Here is a 19257-nt window from a genome sequence, read left to right on the forward strand (position 1 = left end):
GAATACCCTCTTTATACTTGTTTCTTTCATAAACATGGCTTTCAGTGGGAGGGATTTTATGACACATTTGTTAGAGACGAAAAATCTTTGTGTATCTTTTGGGGATCATCATGTTATTAAGGATGTTAATTTAACGGTGCAAAAAGGAAAGCTCATTTCAATAATTGGACCGAATGGTGCTGGAAAGACAACACTATTCAATTTATTAAGTGGGCAAATTTCTCCGACGAAAGGTGAAGTTTATTTTAAAGGACAGGATATTACAAAATTATCAATTTCAGATCGAACGCGCTTGGGGATTGGTCGTTCTTTTCAGCTGACAAATATTTTTCCAGAGCTAACAGTACTTGAAAATGTGAGTCTAAGTGTTCAATCGTTTGTTCAGGATTATTACAGTTTCTTTCCGAATGCAGCCAAGTTAAAGCAGCAAACTGGAGAAGCGAGACGTCTTTTGAAGACAGTACTCCTTCACGAGAAAGGGGACGTATTAGCTAAGGATTTAGCTCACGGAGAAAAAAGAAAGTTAGAGCTTGCTATGTTATTAGCATTAAAAACGGATGTATTACTACTAGATGAGCCGACAGCAGGTATTTCTGTTGAGGAAGTTCCGGCTATATTACAAGTAATCGAAAATATTAAAAAGAATCCAGAGAGCACAATCGTACTTATCGAACACAAAATGGATATGGTGCTAGATTTATCAGATCATCTTATCGTTTTATTTCATGGGGAGTTATTGGCTGAAGGATTGCCGGAAGAAATGATGAAAGACGAGCGAGTACAAAGTGCTTATTTAGGGGGATTATATAGTGGCACTACTACAAGTGAATAATATAGAGACGTATTTAGATCAGTTTCATATTTTACAAGGGGTGTCCCTTTCGGTTGAGAAGGGAACGATTACAGTATTGTTTGGAAGAAATGGAGCTGGAAAAACAACAACATTACGCTCGGTTATGGGGTTTCACCGGATAGCAAATGGAGAAGTTTATTATGATAACACAAAAGTAAATGGGTTATCTACACATTTAATTTCAAGAAAAGGTATAGGTTATGTACCAGAAAATCAAGGTATTTTTCATGATTTAACAGTAGAAGAGACATTCTCACTTGCTAGGGGAAAAAATGGGGAAGAATCTGAAGAGAAAATAGATTGGATGCTCGAACTATTTCCCGATTTAAAGCAGTTTTGGAATAAGAAAAGTGGGCTCTTAAGCGGGGGACAAAAGCAGATGTTGGCTATTTCAAGAGCATTTATTAATAGTGATGGACTATTGCTTATTGATGAGCCGAGTAAAGGGCTGTCTCCAATTATGATAGAAAAATTAATGGTAGCTATTTTGAAAATGAAGGAAAAAACGACTGTTTTACTTGTTGAACAAAATTTTATGATGGCTAGTCAAATCGGTGATTATTTTTACATTATGGATAATGGGCGCATTGTGCATAACGGTTTCATGGAGGAACTGCGAGAGGATAAGGAAACATGTCATAAATATTTAGGTATTTCTTAACATTGATACGGGGGGATAGAACGTGGATGTGCTAATTAACTTATTTGTAAACGGCGTTTCGACAGGGATGCTTATTTTTTTATTAGCGTCTGGTCTATCACTTATTTTCGGTTTAATGAGCGTGCTAAATTTTGCGCATGGCGGTTTATTTGCATGGGGAGCATTTACAGGCGTTTGGTTATTTAATATGACAGATAGTTATTTATTAGCGCTAATTGGCGCAGTCGCTATGGGTATGTTTCTTGGTTTCATTTTAGAAAGATTTCTTATTAGACCAGTGTATGGAAACCATGTTCGGCAGCTTCTCGTTACACTCGGAGGAATGCTCGTTCTTAGCGAGTGCATCAAAATATTTTGGGGTCCTAATCCAATCGCTGCAAAATTACCGTTATGGCTTCAAGGCAGTTTTACATTTGGAGGAGTTATCTTAATAAAATATCGCCTATTCGTTATTTTAGTTGGGATACTAATTTACATCGCTTTACTATTGCTGCTGAAAAAAACAACGATAGGACTTATGATTCGCGCTGGTGTAATGGATAAAGAGATGGTTCAAGCTCTCGGAATTAACGTAAAAGCGATATTCTCGTTTGTTTTTTTATTAGGAGCAGGGATGGCGGCGTTAGGTGGTTTTCTACTAGCACCATATTCAGGAGTTATTTTCGCTGAGATGGGTATGCAGTATGCAATTTTAGCCTTTATAGTAGTTATCATTGGAGGATTAGGTAGCGTACAAGGTTCAGCGCTCGCTTCTTTAATCGTCGGATTAGCCGGTGCTTTTACAGCTTATTTTATACCAGATCTATCACTTGCAATTAATATGTTAATGTTACTATTTTTCTTAATAGTGAAGCCAACGGGACTTGTTGGTGAAAAGGGGTGACATGGTGAACAGCATATCGGGTCGAATTAAAGTATACTTCGGAGTTTTTATGCTCATTTGTTTAAGTGTATTTCCATTCGTAAATGATTCACGGAGCTTGTTAATTTTGTTCACTCAAATCTTCATCTTTGCTATTTTCGCTATGAGTTTTGATGTTCTCCTTGGATATACGGGTATTGTTTCATTCGGTCATTGTATGTTCTTTGGAATAGGGGCGTATGGTGTGGCACTCTTATTTGATCGGCAAGGGGTGTCTATAATGAACTTTTTTATAGGAATAGCAGCCGCAATTATTGTATCAGCCATCGTTAGTTATATAATTGGTATGCTTTCATTACGTTTGAAAAGTCATTTTTATGCAATGTTAACGCTCGCTATTTCCCAGCTGTTTTTTGTACTTGCTGAAAAATGGCGTTCACTGACTCATGGAGGAGATGGATTTACATTTCGTGTACCAGATATATTCCGTGATCGTTTTACATTTTATTATATAACATTTATATGTCTAATCGTCATTTTCATCTTGTTACGTCTTTTCACAAAGTCTTCAATTGGAAAAGTATTAAAGGCCATTTCACAAAATGAACAACGCGTTGAAGCACTTGGATATAAAGTTCTTCATTATAAAATTATTGCTAGTATTGTTGCGGGGGTAGTTGCTACGATTAGCGGTGGTTTATTTGTTATCACTTTACGCTTTGTTAATACAACTGTATTTTCAATTGAAATGACATTAAATGCATTATTGATGACAATGATTGGTGGCGTTGGAACGTTAATTGGAGCAATCGCGGGAGCCGGTATTATTGAATCACTAAAATATTATTTATCAGAACTAGCCACAGAATATCCGATTTTTGAAAGATGGACGATTATTCTAGGTTTATTATACATTATAGTGTTATTAGTTTTTCCAAAAGGATTAGTTGGAACGGTTAAGAAGTTGAAGGATTTTAAAAGAAGTAAGAAGGAGAAGAGTACAGGGGTGGAACAGAACGTGTAAAATAAGTCTTCAAGATAAAAAGGGATGTCCTAGTAGTTAAACATATTAACTAGGTAACATCCCTTTTTATTTTATTAAGCCGTACGATAGTATATGAAGTTATATTAGCGATTCGAAAAGGGATATCTATTTACCCGTAAAATAAGACAAGTGTAGCCTCTTTATTAATTAAATAGTTCACCTGGAATCACTTTATCTAAGTCTCGAGTTGTAAAGAAGTTAATGGGTAGTTTTTCAACCGCGACATTTTCAACTGGAACTAATTTATCATTTCTAATCGGTAAAAAAGCTATCCCATTTCCCTCAACAATAAACTCTTCAATAAGCGAATAAGAATCTAACTGTTGAAGTTGATGCTGAGATAGATTGTTTTCTTTTAGAAATTGTATTGTCATATTTCTAAAAGGGCACTTTTTATCGTTACTAACAAAGAAAAGTTCTTTTGAAAAGTCAATGTTACACTGTTTTTTCGCTTTTAATAAGCCTACAGAAATTGAAGTGGTGAATACTTTTTTAAACGCTGCATCGGGATAATCCTCATAAGCTATGACCATATCAACTTTTTGTTGCTGTAGTAGTTTTTGTAAATGGCTACTACTTTCTATATATATTTGATAATTCCTGAAATTTTCTTTAATACGCATACTTAAATAATTAGTCAAAATAGATTGTGACGTCGCTATTACATAAGAAGACGCACTTGTTTTAATTTCATCTTTCGCTTCTTCTAAAAGAGCTAATATTTTATTCGTGTAGTCTAATAAAATGTCACCAGAAGGTAACAGGGAAACACCTTTGTTATCTCTATGTAGTAAAGGTGTTTCTAATTCTTGTTCTAATTTTTTGATTCGCTCAGTTACATTTGGTTGTACATAGCCTAGCTCTTTAGCAGCTTTACTAATAGAACCTTCGTTAGCTACAGTTTTAAATATGATAAGATCATTTATTTCCATTCATTTCAGCCCCTTATACGGTATCATTATAAATGATATCAAACATAATTTATACCTATTTTACGTCAGCCGATCGACGGTTTATCATTATGTATATAAGATCGAAAGGGAGTGATGAACATGATTGGTATGCAATATAAGGTCATTTTGCCAAAAGATTATGATATGGGGACTATTAGAGCAAGGGTGAAAAAGAATGGTTATAAAACGGATGGTTTTCAAGGGTTAAATTTTAAGGCTTATTTAATTGCTGAGGCAGGTAAGGATGGGGATTTCCATAATTGTTATGCACCTTTATATATTTGGAATGGTCATGAAGGGATGAATAAATTTATCTTTGAAGGGTATTACGATAATATTTTGCAATCGTTTGGGTGGCAACAAATAAATATAGGTGTTCCATTAGTTGTTAATTTAAGTAATGATTTTAGAAAAAGTAGATATGCTGTTGAATATGCAGGGAGTATTTCTCAAAGTAAATCGCTGATTGGGACGCAATTAAATAAAAATGTGCAAAACATAGAAAAATGTTTAGGAAATGTAATAGTTTATAATCCGGATAAGTGGGGATATAGTCAATTCAGTTTTTATAAGGAAAAGCCTGAAATAGATGTAATGGACGATGTTACTATTTATGAGATTTTACATATTTCACGAGGATATGTTGTTGAATGCTAAATTAAGAAAAAGGAATGAAAATGTATGCCTTTTGTGAACGTTTATTATCATGAAGATATATTAAATAAAGAAGAGTTGAAAAAGATAGGTGAATGTATCCATCTTTCATTAATTGAACATTTTAACATCCCTGAAAATGATTATTTTCAAATATTTATACCTTATCAACGAAATCAATTTTTGTATAATCCATATTATTTGTTGGAAAGAGGAGAAATGAGAACTGAGAATATGATTCATGTTTCTATTACATGTGGACCTGGAAGAACAGTGCAACAGAAAAAAGGTTTGTATCAATCTATATCCTTTGAAATTTCAGCATGTTCTAATGTGAAAGTTACTGACATTTTTATTACATTACATGAGATAGCTGCTGAAAACTGGTCATTTGGTCAAGGGATGGCACAATTGGTAAAAATGAAGGGAGCAAAATGATGAATGAACCAATTGAATTCTATATTCCAAAGAAAATGAGAGAAGTAGCACCTGTATTTTCTCATTATAGTGAAGAGATATTATTTGAGGAAGTGTGGCGGGATGCCGCTTTAACATTAAGAGAAAGAAGCTTATGTACATTGTCGGCACTAGTCAGTCTTGGTAATACAGAACAATTACCATTTCATCTGAAGCTAGCTAAACAAAATGGGATAATGGAGAATGAATTAGTTGCATTAATAACACATATGGCTTTTTACGTTGGTTGGCCAAAAGCTGTGGCAGCTTTAAATATAGCAATGAATGAAATGGAAAGTTAAGAATAATGATTTTGGGAGGTATTTTTAACATATTTCTACTTGCATTACTATCACTTGAGTGGTAAAGTGATAGTAAGATCAACGCTAGGAAGTGATGAAACATGCGTGAAAATACGATAGGATCGTTAATATGGCTACGTTTAATACGATTTACGAACCAAAGTAATCAAATGTCAAATGAGTTTTTAAAACGTTTTGATTTAACAACAGCCCAATTTGATGTGCTTTTGCAAATACGGACTTATCAGCCATTAACACAAATGGAGTTAGCAGAAAAGGTTACCGTTACACAAGGCGGTATTTCTCGAATGTTAACACGTCTTGAAAAAGAAGGATATATTATACGAAAACAAGATTGGAAAACGAAAACAATTAGTCTTACAGAGCAAGGGGAAGCGGCTTTAGAAAGAGCATTGCCAGAGCAACTTGCATTTCAATCATCATTTTTTGATGATGTATTAAATGAAGAAGAGCAGAAAATACTATACGAGTTGATGTCAAAAGTTCATAAGCATAGTGAAAAAAAAGAATTACCGAATGAGTAATTTTTTTTACTTAATCAATTGACTAATCAAGTGATAAAGAGGAGGAAGTTTTATGTATACAATTCCAGGACATCACCACATTTCTATGGTGACTAAAAATGCGAAAACGAATAATAATTTTTATCGAGATGTTTTAGGATTACGCCGGGTGAAAAAGACAGTCAATCAAGATAATCCATTTATGTATCATTTGTTTTATGGTGATTTAACAGGGAGTGCCGGAACTGAATTATCATTTTTTGAAATGCCGAATGTAGGTAGAACAATCCGTGGTACAAATGCAATAACACAAATAGGCTTGCTCGTACCTTCAATAGAAAGTCTTACATTTTGGAAGAGACGTTTTGAGTCACTCCAGGTGGCGCATGGGGAAATTACAACTTACGCCGGAAGAGACGCACTGCACCTTGAAGATCCAGATGGTCTACGGTTAGTGCTGTTAAATAATAAAGATGAAGAGGTGCCTGAATATTGGACTGCATGGGATGAATCTTCTGTAGAGCAGAATCATCGTATTTTAGGCATGGGAACAGTTGAAATGACAGTGCGCAGTTTAAATAAATTATCAAAAACATTAACAGGTTTGTTTAGTTATAAAGAAGTATCTTGTTCAGACGATGAGGGGATTTATCAATCTATTGATGGTCAATCTTTTGGAGAAATTTTGGTGAAACAGCAAGATGGAGAGAGTGAAAGACCAGGAAAAGGAAGTATTCATCATTTAGCTATTCGTGTGAAAAATGATGAAGAGCTGAGTTATTGGAATGAAGCGGTGAAAGATAAAGGGTTCCAATCAACAGGGATTATCGATCGCTTTTATTTTAAAAGTTTATATTTCCGTGAGTCAAATGGCATTTTATTTGAGATTGCGACGGATGGCCCAGGATTTACAGTAGATTCAACAGTTGAAGAATTAGGAAAAGAGCTGGATTTACCACCATTTTTAGAAGAGAGAAGAAAAGAGATTGAAGAGAAATTAATACCGCTTTATTAAAAGGGAGAGAGCAACTATGGAAAAATACCGTATTGATACAAGTAAGGGAATTGAATTTGGATTATATTCAATTGGAGATCATATTTTAAATCCGCATGATGGTTCGAAAATAAGTGCAGAAAAAAGAATTCATGAACTAATTGAAACAGCTAAGTTAGCAGATGAAGCTGGAATTGATGTGTTTGCTGTCGGTGAAAGTCATCAAGCGCATTTTACAACGCAAGCTCATACAGTTATTTTAGGAGCTATTGCACAAGCTACGAAAAACATTAAAATCGCGAGTTCTGCAACAGTATTAAGCACGTCAGATCCGGTTCGTGTATATGAGGATTTTGCCACAATTGATTTAATTTCTAATGGTCGTGCTGAAATCGTTGCTGGTCGTGGATCTCGTATTGGGGGATATAGTTTACTTGGTTACGATGTAAATTATTATGAAGAACTATTTGAAGAGAAGATGGATCTTTTATTAAAAATAAATAAAGAAGAAAGTGTAACATGGAAAGGGCAGTTTAGAACGCCACTTGAACATGCGGCAATTATACCGAGAGCTAAAAATAACAATATGCCAATTTGGCGTGCTGTTGGAGGGCCACCTGCTAGTGCAATTAAGGCAGGACGCGCAGGTGTACCAATGATGCTTACGACACTTGGTGGCCCAGCTGTTAATTTTAAAGTTTCGGTTGATGCATATCGTGAAGCAGCTGAGCAAAGTGGTTTTGATCCAGCAACATTACCAATTGCGACAACAAGTTTATTTTATACAGCAGAAAATTCACAAGATGCACTTAGTGAATATTATCCTCATATTAATGCTGGTATGCTTGCGCTACGCGGTGGTGGGTATCCAAAACAACAATTTACTAACGCAGTAGATTACCGTGATGCGTTAATGATTGGTAGCCCGCAACAAATTATTGAAAAAATGCTTTATCAATATGAATTATTTGGACAGCAACGTTTTATGGCACAGATTGATTTTGGCGGTGTACCATTTGATAAGATTGAGAAAAATATTGAATTAATTGCTACTGAAATTATGCCGGCTGTTAGAAAATATACAACGAAATAATGAAAAAAGTACCGGGAGTATAATCTATTCTCGGTACTTTTTTATTTAGTCAGTTTGAAAAATGACAAAAAAACGAATTTTATGTCTAGAGAAAGGGGAGTTTTTTTCTATTTGTGAATAACAATATTGTTGATTTGAATTTTGGAAATACATTTTTCTCTTGACAAAAATCTAACGTGTTTTTAGGTTTGGTTCGAGGACATTTTTCAAAGGGAAAGTCAAGCGTATGAAGAGAAAAACATAATAACAATTGATATAAGAGTGTGTTGTATGTTTGAAAAGTACGTTTTTAAAATGTGAGAAATCTAATTCAAAAAAATTACAAAAGACATATTTCAGACAAAATCCTGTCAATAATACGTCAAAAATCACCTGAATTTATTATGTAAGTATATTATACAATTCGATTAACGAATAAAACACTACTGAAATAGTGAAAAGGTAAATCGTATGAAGAAAGTTCTTTTGTAATTATCTAAAAAACTGACAATCTATATTTTCAGAAAGTACATAAACGAATTTATCTTTTTGTATTTCCAAATGATTGAATTGTTCATTCAATTCAATCGATAAAAAATTATGAAGGAAGTGATTTAAGCATGGAAACGCTCGAATTGGCACGAATACAATTTGCATCAACAACGATTTTTCATTACTTTTTCGTTCCGCTGTCTATAGGTTTAGCTTTTATCATTGCGTTAATGCAAACGTTGTATGTGGTAAAGGGACAAGAAATTTATAAGAAGATGACAAAGTTTTGGACACAAATATTCCTTGTTAACTTCGCGGTAGGTGTTGTAACAGGTATTTTACAAGAATTTCAGTTTGGTATGAACTGGTCAACGTATTCACGTTTTGTTGGTGATGTTTTCGGACCATCACTTGCAATTGAAGGTTTATTAGCATTTTTCATTGAGTCTACATTCCTAGGTTTATGGGTATTCGGTGAGGATAAACTTCCGAAGCGAGTTCACCTTTTATGTATTTGGCTCCTCTCAATAGGAACAATGTTATCAGCATTTTGGATTTTAACTGCAAGTGCATTTATGCATGCCCCAGTAGGATATGAAATGGCAGCAGATGGACGTGCACAGATGAATGATTTTTGGGCGATTATTCAAAATCCACAATTATGGGTGCAATTCCCACATACAATCACAGCGGCAATTGCAACTGGTGCATTCTTTATTGCAGGTGTAAGTGCATGGAAAATATCAAAAGGTCAAGAAACTGCGGTGTTTAAAAAATCGTTCCGAGTTTCTATCGTTGTTGGAACAATTACAACTGCATTGGTATTATTTTTCGGTCATGCACAAGCACAAAATTTAATTAAGACACATCCGATGAAAATGGCAGCAGCTGAAGCATTATGGAATACGAGTGAGGATCCAGCTCCATTTACAGTATTTGCAAAAATTGATACAGAGAAGAAAGAAAATTCGTTTGAAATTCAAATCCCTTATATGCTAAGTCTATTGTCATACGATAAATTTAGCGGTCAAGTTGAAGGGATGAATCAAATTCAAAAACAATATGAAGAAAAATATGGACCTGGAGATTATATTCCGCCAGTACATACTATGTTCTGGAGTTTTAGAGCGATGGTAATGAGTGGAACATTCATGCTTCTTTTAGGAATGTACGGCTGGTTCTTATCAAGAAAAGATCGCTTAACTGAAAACCCTTGGTATTTAAAAATAATGGTATATGCAATTGCACTACCGTTTATCGGTAATACAGTAGGTTGGATTATGACTGAAATGGGACGTCAGCCTTGGGTTGTCTTCGGTGTTATGAAAACAGAAGATGCTGTATCTCCAAACGTTTCATTTGGAGAAGTATTATTCTCTCTTGTTTCATTCACATCACTATATTTAATTGTTGGAGGAATTACTGTTTACTTATTCGTTCGTATCATTAAAGGACATGCGAATAAGAAAACGAAAAAGGATTATCAAAGCCATGATCCATTTGATAAGGAGGAAGAGTATGTTATCTCTTAATGAGTTGTGGTTTCTAATTATCTCAACCTTATTCGTTGGCTTCTTTGTACTTGAAGGTTTCGATTTTGGTGTAGGAATCGTTTCAAGGTTTTTAGGGGAAAACGATTTGGAAAAACGTATATATTTAAATACAATTGGGCCGTTTTGGCACGCAAATGAAGTATGGCTTGTTTGTGCTGGTGGCGCTATGTTTGCGGCATTCCCGCACTGGTATGCAACTTTATTTAGTGGGTTTTATATTCCATTTGTGTTTATGCTTCTTGCATTAATTATAAGAGGTGTTTCCTTTAAATTCCGTGCGAAAATAGAAAATCATAAATGGAAGAGTTTCTGGGATTGGGGCATGTTTATTGGAAGTTTGCTACCTCCTATACTTTGGGGAGTTGCAATCGCAAACTTTATGACAGGTGTACCAATTGATGGAAGTAAAAATATGGTAGGCGGATTTATGAAATTACTTCACCCATTTGCGTTACTTGGGGGAGTTATGTTTCTTCTTCTATGTATTGTTCATGGTTTGCAATTCCTTACTATACGTACAACAGGAAAATTACGAGAACGCGCACGTATTGCCGCGACAAAGATTGCACCTTTTGCATTAATAACACTTCTTGTTTTTGCAGCTGTAGGGTTATGGAAAACAGATATTTTCACCGCACATGGTTCAGAGTGGCTAATGGTTCCAATTGGAGCTTTTGTAGCGCTATTTGTTTCTACTTTATTAAATAAAAGAAGAAGAGATGGTTGGGCTTTCTTTATGACGAGTTTAACAATCATTTTGTTAAGTGCAAGTGTGTTCATCGGTATGTTCCCGCGTGTCATGATTAGCTCATTAGGAGCGGTAAATGATTTGACAATTTATAATGCGGCATCAGGACCTTATGCATTAAAATTGATGAGCTATTTTTCTCTTGCTATTTTACCGTTTGTTATCGGTAGTCAAATATGGAGTTTCTATGTATTTAGACAACCTGTTAAGTCAGACAAAGATTTGGAGTACTAATGAAAAGAAAAAGAGGACTTCCGTCGTATCCTGGTAGCCGAGTTTTATATGTAACTTTAAGTCTTATTAGCATTTTAGAGGCGTGTAGTATCATTGCGCAGACAGTATTTTTAGCACGAGCAATCACATTTTTATTTCATGGAGAAACAGTGCAAGCTGTGCTAAATGAAACTGTTTATTTTGGGATCACGTTTGCAGCACGCCAAATGTTAGTGCGAACATCGCAAATATTGGTTGAGCGTTTCGCTGAAAAAACAGGATTTGCATTACGTAAACAGTTAATAGAAGCATATTTTACGTTAGGGCCGAGATTTGTCCAAACGAATGGGACTGGTCATCTGGTTACTTTATCGATAGAAGGTATTGAGAAATTTAAAACATATATTGAATTGACAATTCCTAAAATGATTAGAAGTAGTATCGTTCCAGGGCTAATTGTTCTATATGTTTTTACACTGGACATTAAGTCTGGAATCATTTTAGTTGTAACGATTCCAATTGTGATCATATTTATGATCCTTCTAGGATTAGCAGCGCAGAAAATGGCGGATAGCCAATATGAGACATATCGTGTACTTTCTAATCATTTTGTAGATACGTTAAAAGGATTAGAAACATTAAAGTATTTAGGGAAAAGTAAACAGCACGAAGGAAAGATTGAAAAAGTAAGTAAACGATATAGAAAAGCAACGATGCGTACTTTGCGAGTTGCTTTTCTTTCTTCTTTTGCATTAGATTTCTTTACGAGTTTATCAATTGCATTTGTAGCAGTTGGATTAGGGATACGGTTAATAGATGGGACAATTATACTGTTGCCAGCTCTTACGATTTTAATTTTAGCGCCGGAATATTTTCTGCCGATTAAGCAAGTTGGAGCGAATTATCATGCTACATTAGATGGACAACTTGCAATGGAGCAAATAGAAGAAATTTTACAGAAACAAAAAGAAATAGAAAAGAAAGATTCAAATGTAGATATAGTATGGAATTCTTCTAGTAGTTTGAAATTACAAGATGTAAAAGTAAATAATGATGAATCTGAAAAGGCTATATTAGAGGGAATTGATTTTACTTGGCAAGGTAACGGTGCTATAGGCATTATTGGTGAAAGTGGGGCAGGGAAATCAACGTTAATCGATGTGTTAGCAGGATTTCTACCGCCTTCGGGTGGGAAGATGTTAGTAAATGGTGTGGAAATTGGTGAATCTACTCGAGAAGATTGGCAAAAAAATATTGCTTATATTCCGCAGCAACCTTATATTTTTCCGCTTTCATTAAAAGATAATATTTGTTTCTATGAAAAGAATACAATTGATGAAGAAGTTGAGAGAGTTATTAATGAAGTTGGTCTTCGTTCGCTCGTTGCATCATTACCACATGGGATGTACGAAAGAATTGGAGAAGGTGGACGTATGCTTAGTGGCGGACAAGAACAACGTGTCGCTATGGCACGTGCACTTTTAAGTAAAAAGCCAATCATTTTATTAGATGAACCTACAGCACATCTTGATATTGAAACTGAATTTGAAATAAAGCAATCGATGTTACGTCTGTTTGAAGGTAAGTTAGTATTTCTTGCAACGCATCGTCTGCATTGGATGAAGCAAATGGATCATATTCTTATTTTAAATAAAGGGGAAACTAAAGAAAGTGGAACATATGAAGAACTTTTAAAGAATGAGACATTACATTTTCATAGGGAAGAGAGGGGAGAGCGATGAGTAATTGGATTAAACCTTATATACAGCAAAATAAAGGTAGAATGACGTTGACTATTTTCCTCGGGCTTCTTGGAGTTAGTTCAGGTGCGATGCTACTTTTCATTTCAGGTTATTTAATTTCTAAATCTGCTCTCAGACCAGAAAATGTAATGGCTGTATATGTTCCTATAGTTGCAACGCGTGCGTTTAGTATAGGGCAAGCTGTCTTTCATTATTTAGAGCGTTTAGTAGGGCATGACGTCGTTCTACGAATTTTAGAAAAAATGAGAACAAAACTATATAGAATTGTAGAACCACAGGCGTTATTTTTACGCTCTCGATTTCAAACTGGTGATGTACTAGGTGTATTGTCTGATGATATAGAACATTTACAGAATCTATATTTACGTACAATATTCCCTAGTATATTAGCGTTAGTTGTATATAGCATTTTCGTAATTGTTATAGGTGCATTTGACTTAGTATTTGCACTTATCGCAGCTTGTATGTTAGCTGTTATTGTTTTTCTTCTCCCATTCGTATCACTACTTTTGATGAAACGACATCATGTTGCTTTGAAGCGAGGAAGAAATCGTTTGTATCAACAATTGACAGATGCTGTATTTGGGTTATCTGATTGGCAGGCGAGTGGTAGAAAAGATGAATTTATTAATGAGTATGTAGCGCAAAATGTCCAGTTGTTAAAGACAGAAAAGAGAGTGAAACGCTGGTACCATATTCGAGACAGTCTCATTCACTTAACAGTAGGTATTGTAGTCATTTCAATGATTATATGGACTGGAAATGCAGCGGCAAGTGAACAGATTGCACCTACAGTTATCGCAGCTTTCGTATTAATGACATTATCTGTGACAAATGCGCTTATCCCTATATCAGATGCTATCGATCGAATTCCATCTTATGTAGAATCTGCTCATCGGCTTAATGGCGTAGAAAGTGAGAGCACTTTGGATGGTGGTAAGGAGTTACCTGTAAATAAGGAATACGTTGTATCAAAACATGTAGATATTGAACTGAGTAATGTGTCGTATAATTACCCGGATAGTAATGAACCTGTATTAAAAGATGTATCATTGCAAATAAAGGCAGGAAAGAAAATTGCTATTTTAGGTAGAAGTGGAACAGGAAAATCTACTTTACTAAAACTGTTAACTGGTGCGCTACGTCCGGTGAGTGGGCAAGTTATATTGAATGGTGAACAAGCTCATACGGATTTTTTGTCAAAATATATTTCTGTATTAAACCAAAAACCACATTTATTCGATACGACAATTGGAAATAATGTGCGGATCGGTAAACCAGAGGCTAATGATGAAGAGATATGGAAAGCTTTAGAGAAAGCACAGCTAGCGCCGCACATTGCTTCTCTTCCTGATGGATTACAAACAAAAATGCATGAAATGGGAAAGAGGTTTTCTGGCGGAGAAAGGCAAAGGGTAGCATTTGCAAGAACTCTTATGCAAGAAGCATCGATTATTGTGCTTGATGAACCAACTATCGGTTTAGACCCTAAAACGGAATTAGCCTTAATAGAAACAATGTTTTCTGCAACAGAAGAAAAGACTGTTATTTGGATTACACATCATCTTGTAGGAATTGAACATGTAGATGAAGTTATTTTCCTTGATAGTGGCCAAATCGCTATGCAAGGTAGTCACGAACAGCTACTGAAAGAAAATGAGAAATATCGTAGGTTATATGAGCTTGATAAAGGTATATAGGAATGAAATGCAAAAAAACACAAATTCTTGGTAGTTCAAGGTTTGTGTTTTTTTGTATTTGTGGTGAAATCATATAAGCCGTATAAGCTATTTGATCATGAAATGGTTATATATTGTTAGAAAGGGTGTTTAAAACCTATCCTTTCAAGGCAATACTTGAGCCATAGTGAATGGATTGTTGGAAGGCGTGATTATATGTTTGAAGAGGATGGCATTGTTTTAATACTGGAGCCTGCTGATGAGCGGAATATGAGGAAATTTATTTTTACAGTACCGAAGTCAGTTTATGAAAAAAAAGAAATTTTATTACATTACGGAACACCTTTAGGTCAAGGATATACGGACATTATAGAAGATATTATTAGTGTACATATAGACATAGATATTATAACAGTAATAGGGCATGTGAGAGGATAAAGAGAAACTTTAATTAGTGAGAGCTATACGTACCTGGAAAACAGACGTACTTAAAATAAGTATGTCTGTTTTTATATTTAAATGAAGATAGTTTCGAGGTACATGTTGAACAGGATAATAATGATTTTTCTAGAATGTATAAGAGGAAGATTAAAAAAATAAGATATGATGTGATAAAGTGTATAAGAAGAAAATAAAGTGTTTATAAATGAATAAAAGTATGGAAATTATTTAGGAGGTAAAAATGAAGTTTACAAAAACAATGTTACTTTCAATTGTAGTTTCAATTGGTTTGATGGGATGTTCGCTAGTAGAGGAAGGGAAGAACTCCATAGATTACGCTCAAAAAGCGACAGACTATGTAAATGAAATAAGTGCATTTGCAAATGAAGCGCCAGCATTAGCAGAAAAGGCCGTTAATGATGGGGAAGCCCGGAAAGAACTAGAAACGAAACTTACTGAAATTAAACAAGATATACCAGCTTTTAATGAATTAACACCACCAGATGTAGCGAAGGATCTTCACCAGCAAATCGTCGGTTATAATGAAAAGTTAAATACATTAATTGATACATCTATGACAAAGATAGAGGAAGGAAAAATGAATGTAGAGCAGTTTAAAAACTCTGAGCTTATGCAGACGATAGAACAAGTTCGTGATTTGAAAGATAAGGTTCAAAATTTAGGGCAATAACAAAAAGATCCGTTTATCATAAACGGATCTTTTTGTTATTGAATACAATAGATGATTACACCAATGACAATAATAATGTTGCCAATGATTTTTCGTTTCGTGATTTTCTCCCCTAGGAAGTACCAACTGAAAATTAAAATGATGATATAACTTAATGATTCTAATGCAGATGCTTGCTTTAATGCCATGCCCTTTAAGGCGATCACATTTAATCCGGCATTAATTACAAATAAAAAGTAGCCGATGATAACATAAGGATTCACATATTCTTTTATTCTAGAATCGTATTGTTGTAAAGTAGCCTTTTTTAATAATATTTGTGAGTAATTGGCTAAAATTATCCCAAATATCAATAATAACATATAACTATTCATCTTTTGTCACCACCACAATTCCGACGATAATAATAGCTGCGCCAAGTATGTGATTCCACTGTATCGTATCTCCAAACAGGAATACTGACCAAAGCATTGACCATAGTATGATAATCCCACGGTGTGAATATGCTCTAGAAATTTCAAAGTTCTTAATGACTTGTTGCCATAGAATTGCATATCCGAATAAAAGTACAACAAGTCCGAAGTAAGCAATAAAAAATGAAATTGATGCAACAGGGAATTGAGATGCCCATTTCATGTAAACCATAATGATAGAATATATCAAGAAGGCCACATGTAAAAATACATAGTTTTTAATAGTTGGTTTCATATATTCACTCTCTTTTACTTTATATACACGTATGTAAACTCGATGTATATAATCAATAGCTTCTTATTATATATAAAAGGCATATTGAAATGATTTTTGTTTATTTCTTCACATTCCAAAATATATAGTATCATGTCTTCTAATGTAAAACAATAGAAGGCAATGCGTAGCTTTAGAGCTGAAAATAATAGAGCTAGTAGAGTTAGATTTTCCACTGTTCTATAATTTGTATCGTTTTATTTGTTGCATCCATCTCTACTTGAATACCTATTGGCAAAGTAATCATTGGATGAGTATGACAACAGTCAAAATCGGCTAGAAAAGGAAGTTTTTGATTTTGTAATACTTCTAATAATATTTCGTAAGGTTTTCTATTTGTACCACAATCATCAAATTGCTCATGTTTTCCAAGGATGATACCTGAAACTTTATCAAAAACGCCGTTAATTTTAAGTAATGAAAAACTTCTTTCGATAGTAGCTGCATCTTTTGAGCTATCTTCAATAAAGAGAATGTCACCATCTTGAATAAGTGGCATATAGGGGCTACCCCAAATACCTTGTATAGTATTTAAATTCCCACCAATAATACGTCCAGTAGTTTTTCCGCCCATTACTGAAATCCAATTGTTCGGTCGAAGATCTTTTTCTTTCGTTTTTTCTTCCCAATTAATAAATTCATCTGACCAAAATAACGGCTGGTTTATGTTGTAAGGAAGGTGTTGATCAGTTAATAAAGTATCCGCAAAATATTTGTACGTGCAATCTACGAAAGGCTCAAATTCACCAAAAGAAGGAACAAGTGCTGGACCATAAAATGTAGGAATTCCTGTTTTTGCATAAATACCTAGTAATAATGCTATTGTGTCTGAATAGCCAATCATTAATTTAGGATTCTTTTGAAAAGTCTCATAATCAATATAAGGTAATAATGAATTTGAATTCAGTCCCCCAATTGTCGACATGATACAAGAGACGTTAGGGTTTCTAATCAAGTCATTTAATTCCTCAGCACGCTCTTTAATGCTCCCGGAGCGATAATAATCATATTGACCTGTTAGTGAACCTTCTAATATATGAAAACCTTTCTGTTCTAAGTATAATTTTGCGCGCTCAAATCTCTTTGGAGAAGTATAGGTTACTGGTGAAGAGGGAGAGTAGATGCCAATTGTATCGCCATATTTTAATGCTTTTGGAAGTATCATTTGTATAAATCCTTTCTATTATATAGTGTTTTTGTGTTTAAAAGTAATTGAATATTCTTATATTTCGTTGTTTTTAGTGTAACACATATGAAAAAGAGAACGAGGTTGAAATTATAATTGTTATAGATGAATAAATATGCTTTTTACCTTGACGATATAAAGTAATTGTTGTTATGGTTAAACATGAGTGTATAAAAGGTTTGTTAAAGGAGTTTTAGAATGAAGCGGTTAAAATGGGGAAGATTAACAATCCTGTTAGTAGTAATTCTGGGTATATGTTGGTTCTTTTTCCAAGGAGTTCAAAAGAGTGAAACAAATGTAGATACTCAGCCTTTACAAGTGGCAGAGCTACCTAAAACAGGGCTATCTGAAAAAGTAGTTCCACCAAAATATATACCACCAGAAATTGATGCAAAAGCAGCTATTATTATCGATGCGAGTAATGGAGAAGTTATTTATCAAAATAATGAAAATGAAGCTGTTGCCCCTGCTAGTATGTCAAAAATGATGACAGCATATCTCGTTTTAGAGAGTATACATAATGGGAAAGTCCACTGGGAAGATCCAGTGAAAATAAGTGCAAAGTCGGCACAAACAGAGGGTGCAAAAATCCCGATGCAAGCAAATGATACATTAACTGTTAAGGACTTATATCATGCGTTAATGATTGAATCGGCTAATAATTCGGCTGTCGCTTTAGCGGAACATGTAGCTAAGACAGAAAAAAACTTTGTTCAACTTATGAATGAAAAAGCAAAGCAGTTAGAAATGTCAGATAAAGCTAAATTCGCGAATGCTTCCGGATTGCAGGAGCCCGACGGAAGTGAAACAAAAATGACAGCAGCTGACGTAGCAAAATTAGCGTATCATCTTATAAAAGACTATCCAGAGATATTAGAAGTGACTCACTTACGTCAAAGTCAGTTAGCATTTAATAATGTTAATGTTACAAGCACAAATGAGATGTTAAACAAAAATAATAAAGCTTTATATATAGAAGGAATAGACGGATTAAAAACAGGATTTACAGATAGCGCAGGGTATTGTTTTACAGGTACTGCAAAACAAGGTGATAATCGCATTATTACAGTTGTTATGGGGACAAAAAGTAAAACAAAACGTTTTACAGAAACAAATAAATTAATGTCCTATGCATTTCAATTGCTTAATTAGGTGAAGAAAGAAGTAATTTAGATTGTTATAAAAATAAGACAGACAGTTTATTGAACCTTGATTTTGGTGACAATAAACTGTTTTTTTATTCTTTGACGTATAGGAAGTGAAAACTCAAGTGATATCATTTGAGTTTGTTTTTGTTTGTTGATATTATTAAGTTAAGAACTTATTAATAATAAGTTCGAGAGGCATTATATGCTTCGTACATATGAT

At 34.4% G+C, this 19257-nt stretch carries 21 protein-coding genes; 17 read left to right on the forward strand and 4 right to left on the reverse strand.

Translation table 11 applies throughout. From position 1 onward, the window contains the following. The first annotated feature begins 58 nt into the window (after positions 1-58). The 4 genes from MKY70_RS09985 to MKY70_RS10000 are packed head-to-tail and all read left to right on the forward strand — an operon-like array spanning position 59 to position 3400. A complete protein-coding gene (locus tag MKY70_RS09985) occupies positions 59-832 on the forward strand; it encodes an ABC transporter ATP-binding protein (protein WP_341024091.1) in 774 nt (257 codons plus the stop codon). Continuing rightward, positions 810-1514, forward strand: a complete 705-nt coding sequence (locus MKY70_RS09990; protein WP_044444542.1) for a branched-chain amino acid ABC transporter ATP-binding protein — start codon at positions 810-812, stop codon at positions 1512-1514. Before MKY70_RS09985 ends, MKY70_RS09990 begins: the two co-directional genes overlap by 23 nt. Before the next feature lie 22 nt (positions 1515-1536). After that, positions 1537-2397 (forward strand): branched-chain amino acid ABC transporter permease, encoded by an 861-nt coding sequence (locus MKY70_RS09995; RefSeq protein WP_341024094.1) that lies wholly within the window; start codon positions 1537-1539, stop codon positions 2395-2397. A 49-nt stretch (positions 2398-2446) separates the two neighbouring features. Continuing rightward, positions 2447-3400 (forward strand): branched-chain amino acid ABC transporter permease, encoded by a 954-nt coding sequence (locus tag MKY70_RS10000; RefSeq protein ID WP_044444555.1) that lies wholly within the window; start codon positions 2447-2449, stop codon positions 3398-3400. Positions 3401-3564: 164 nt separating this feature from the next. Here MKY70_RS10000 and MKY70_RS10005 read toward each other — a convergent pair whose 3' ends face one another. Then, positions 3565-4353, reverse strand: a complete 789-nt coding sequence (locus MKY70_RS10005; RefSeq protein WP_215576986.1) for a LysR family transcriptional regulator — start codon at positions 4351-4353, stop codon at positions 3565-3567. A 120-nt stretch (positions 4354-4473) separates the two neighbouring features. On the opposite strand from MKY70_RS10005, the gene MKY70_RS10010 reads away from it, so the two are divergent. From MKY70_RS10010 to MKY70_RS10065, 12 genes are all read left to right on the forward strand, one after another. Next, complete coding sequence (locus MKY70_RS10010) at positions 4474-5031, forward strand: DUF4865 family protein (RefSeq protein ID WP_215576987.1); 558 nt, start codon at positions 4474-4476, stop codon at positions 5029-5031. Between the two features lie 24 nt (positions 5032-5055). Then, positions 5056-5466, forward strand: a complete 411-nt coding sequence (locus tag MKY70_RS10015; RefSeq protein ID WP_060752044.1) for a tautomerase family protein — start codon at positions 5056-5058, stop codon at positions 5464-5466. Next, positions 5463-5786, forward strand: coding sequence for a carboxymuconolactone decarboxylase family protein (locus MKY70_RS10020; protein ID WP_258397503.1), 324 nt, complete (start codon positions 5463-5465; stop codon positions 5784-5786). The genes MKY70_RS10015 and MKY70_RS10020 overlap by 4 nt, the downstream gene beginning before the upstream one ends. A gap of 101 nt (positions 5787-5887) precedes the next feature. Next, complete coding sequence (locus MKY70_RS10025; RefSeq protein ID WP_002012331.1) at positions 5888-6331, forward strand: MarR family winged helix-turn-helix transcriptional regulator; 444 nt, start codon at positions 5888-5890, stop codon at positions 6329-6331. 52 nt (positions 6332-6383) lie between these two features. Then, positions 6384-7325 carry a ring-cleaving dioxygenase gene (locus MKY70_RS10030; protein WP_341024098.1) on the forward strand — a complete coding sequence of 314 codons (942 nt, stop codon included), beginning with the start codon at positions 6384-6386 and terminating at the stop codon, positions 7323-7325. Between the two features lie 16 nt (positions 7326-7341). Beyond that, complete coding sequence (locus MKY70_RS10035; protein WP_341024099.1) at positions 7342-8397, forward strand: LLM class flavin-dependent oxidoreductase; 1056 nt, start codon at positions 7342-7344, stop codon at positions 8395-8397. Positions 8398-8996: 599 nt separating this feature from the next. Beyond that, positions 8997-10400 carry a cytochrome ubiquinol oxidase subunit I gene (gene cydA, locus MKY70_RS10040; protein WP_002012335.1) on the forward strand — a complete coding sequence of 468 codons (1404 nt, stop codon included), beginning with the start codon at positions 8997-8999 and terminating at the stop codon, positions 10398-10400. Further along, positions 10387-11403: a cytochrome d ubiquinol oxidase subunit II gene (gene cydB / locus MKY70_RS10045; protein WP_341024100.1), complete on the forward strand. Its 1017-nt coding sequence runs from the start codon at positions 10387-10389 to the stop codon at positions 11401-11403. The genes cydA and cydB overlap by 14 nt, the downstream gene beginning before the upstream one ends. Continuing rightward, positions 11403-13124 carry a thiol reductant ABC exporter subunit CydD gene (cydD, locus tag MKY70_RS10050; RefSeq protein ID WP_088032561.1) on the forward strand — a complete coding sequence of 574 codons (1722 nt, stop codon included), beginning with the start codon at positions 11403-11405 and terminating at the stop codon, positions 13122-13124. Before cydB ends, cydD begins: the two co-directional genes overlap by 1 nt. After that, positions 13121-14845, forward strand: a complete 1725-nt coding sequence (gene cydC / locus MKY70_RS10055; protein ID WP_113708737.1) for a thiol reductant ABC exporter subunit CydC — start codon at positions 13121-13123, stop codon at positions 14843-14845. Before cydD ends, cydC begins: the two co-directional genes overlap by 4 nt. A gap of 195 nt (positions 14846-15040) precedes the next feature. Continuing rightward, positions 15041-15262 (forward strand): hypothetical protein, encoded by a 222-nt coding sequence (locus MKY70_RS10060; protein ID WP_002031341.1) that lies wholly within the window; start codon positions 15041-15043, stop codon positions 15260-15262. Between the two features lie 244 nt (positions 15263-15506). Continuing rightward, positions 15507-15956, forward strand: coding sequence for a DUF6376 family protein (locus tag MKY70_RS10065; RefSeq protein WP_002012340.1), 450 nt, complete (start codon positions 15507-15509; stop codon positions 15954-15956). A 35-nt stretch (positions 15957-15991) separates the two neighbouring features. Here MKY70_RS10065 and MKY70_RS10070 read toward each other — a convergent pair whose 3' ends face one another. From MKY70_RS10070 to MKY70_RS10080, 3 genes are all read right to left on the reverse strand, one after another. Continuing rightward, positions 15992-16330 (reverse strand): EamA family transporter, encoded by a 339-nt coding sequence (locus MKY70_RS10070; protein ID WP_002135751.1) that lies wholly within the window; start codon positions 16328-16330, stop codon positions 15992-15994. After that, positions 16323-16664, reverse strand: coding sequence for an EamA family transporter (locus MKY70_RS10075; protein WP_088032567.1), 342 nt, complete (start codon positions 16662-16664; stop codon positions 16323-16325). Before MKY70_RS10075 ends, MKY70_RS10070 begins: the two co-directional genes overlap by 8 nt. 202 nt (positions 16665-16866) lie before the next feature. After that, positions 16867-17868 carry a S66 family peptidase gene (locus tag MKY70_RS10080; RefSeq protein ID WP_341074501.1) on the reverse strand — a complete coding sequence of 334 codons (1002 nt, stop codon included), beginning with the start codon at positions 17866-17868 and terminating at the stop codon, positions 16867-16869. Between the two features lie 219 nt (positions 17869-18087). Here MKY70_RS10080 and MKY70_RS10085 point away from each other — a divergent pair, with 219 nt between their 5' ends. Then, a complete protein-coding gene (locus tag MKY70_RS10085) occupies positions 18088-19041 on the forward strand; it encodes a D-alanyl-D-alanine carboxypeptidase family protein (protein ID WP_002086170.1) in 954 nt (317 codons plus the stop codon). The last annotated feature ends 216 nt before the right edge of the window (positions 19042-19257 follow it).

This window comes from Bacillus sp. FSL R9-9492 (assembly GCF_038007365.1).
Taxonomy (GTDB): Bacteria; Bacillota; Bacilli; order Bacillales; family Bacillaceae_G; genus Bacillus_A; species Bacillus_A mycoides.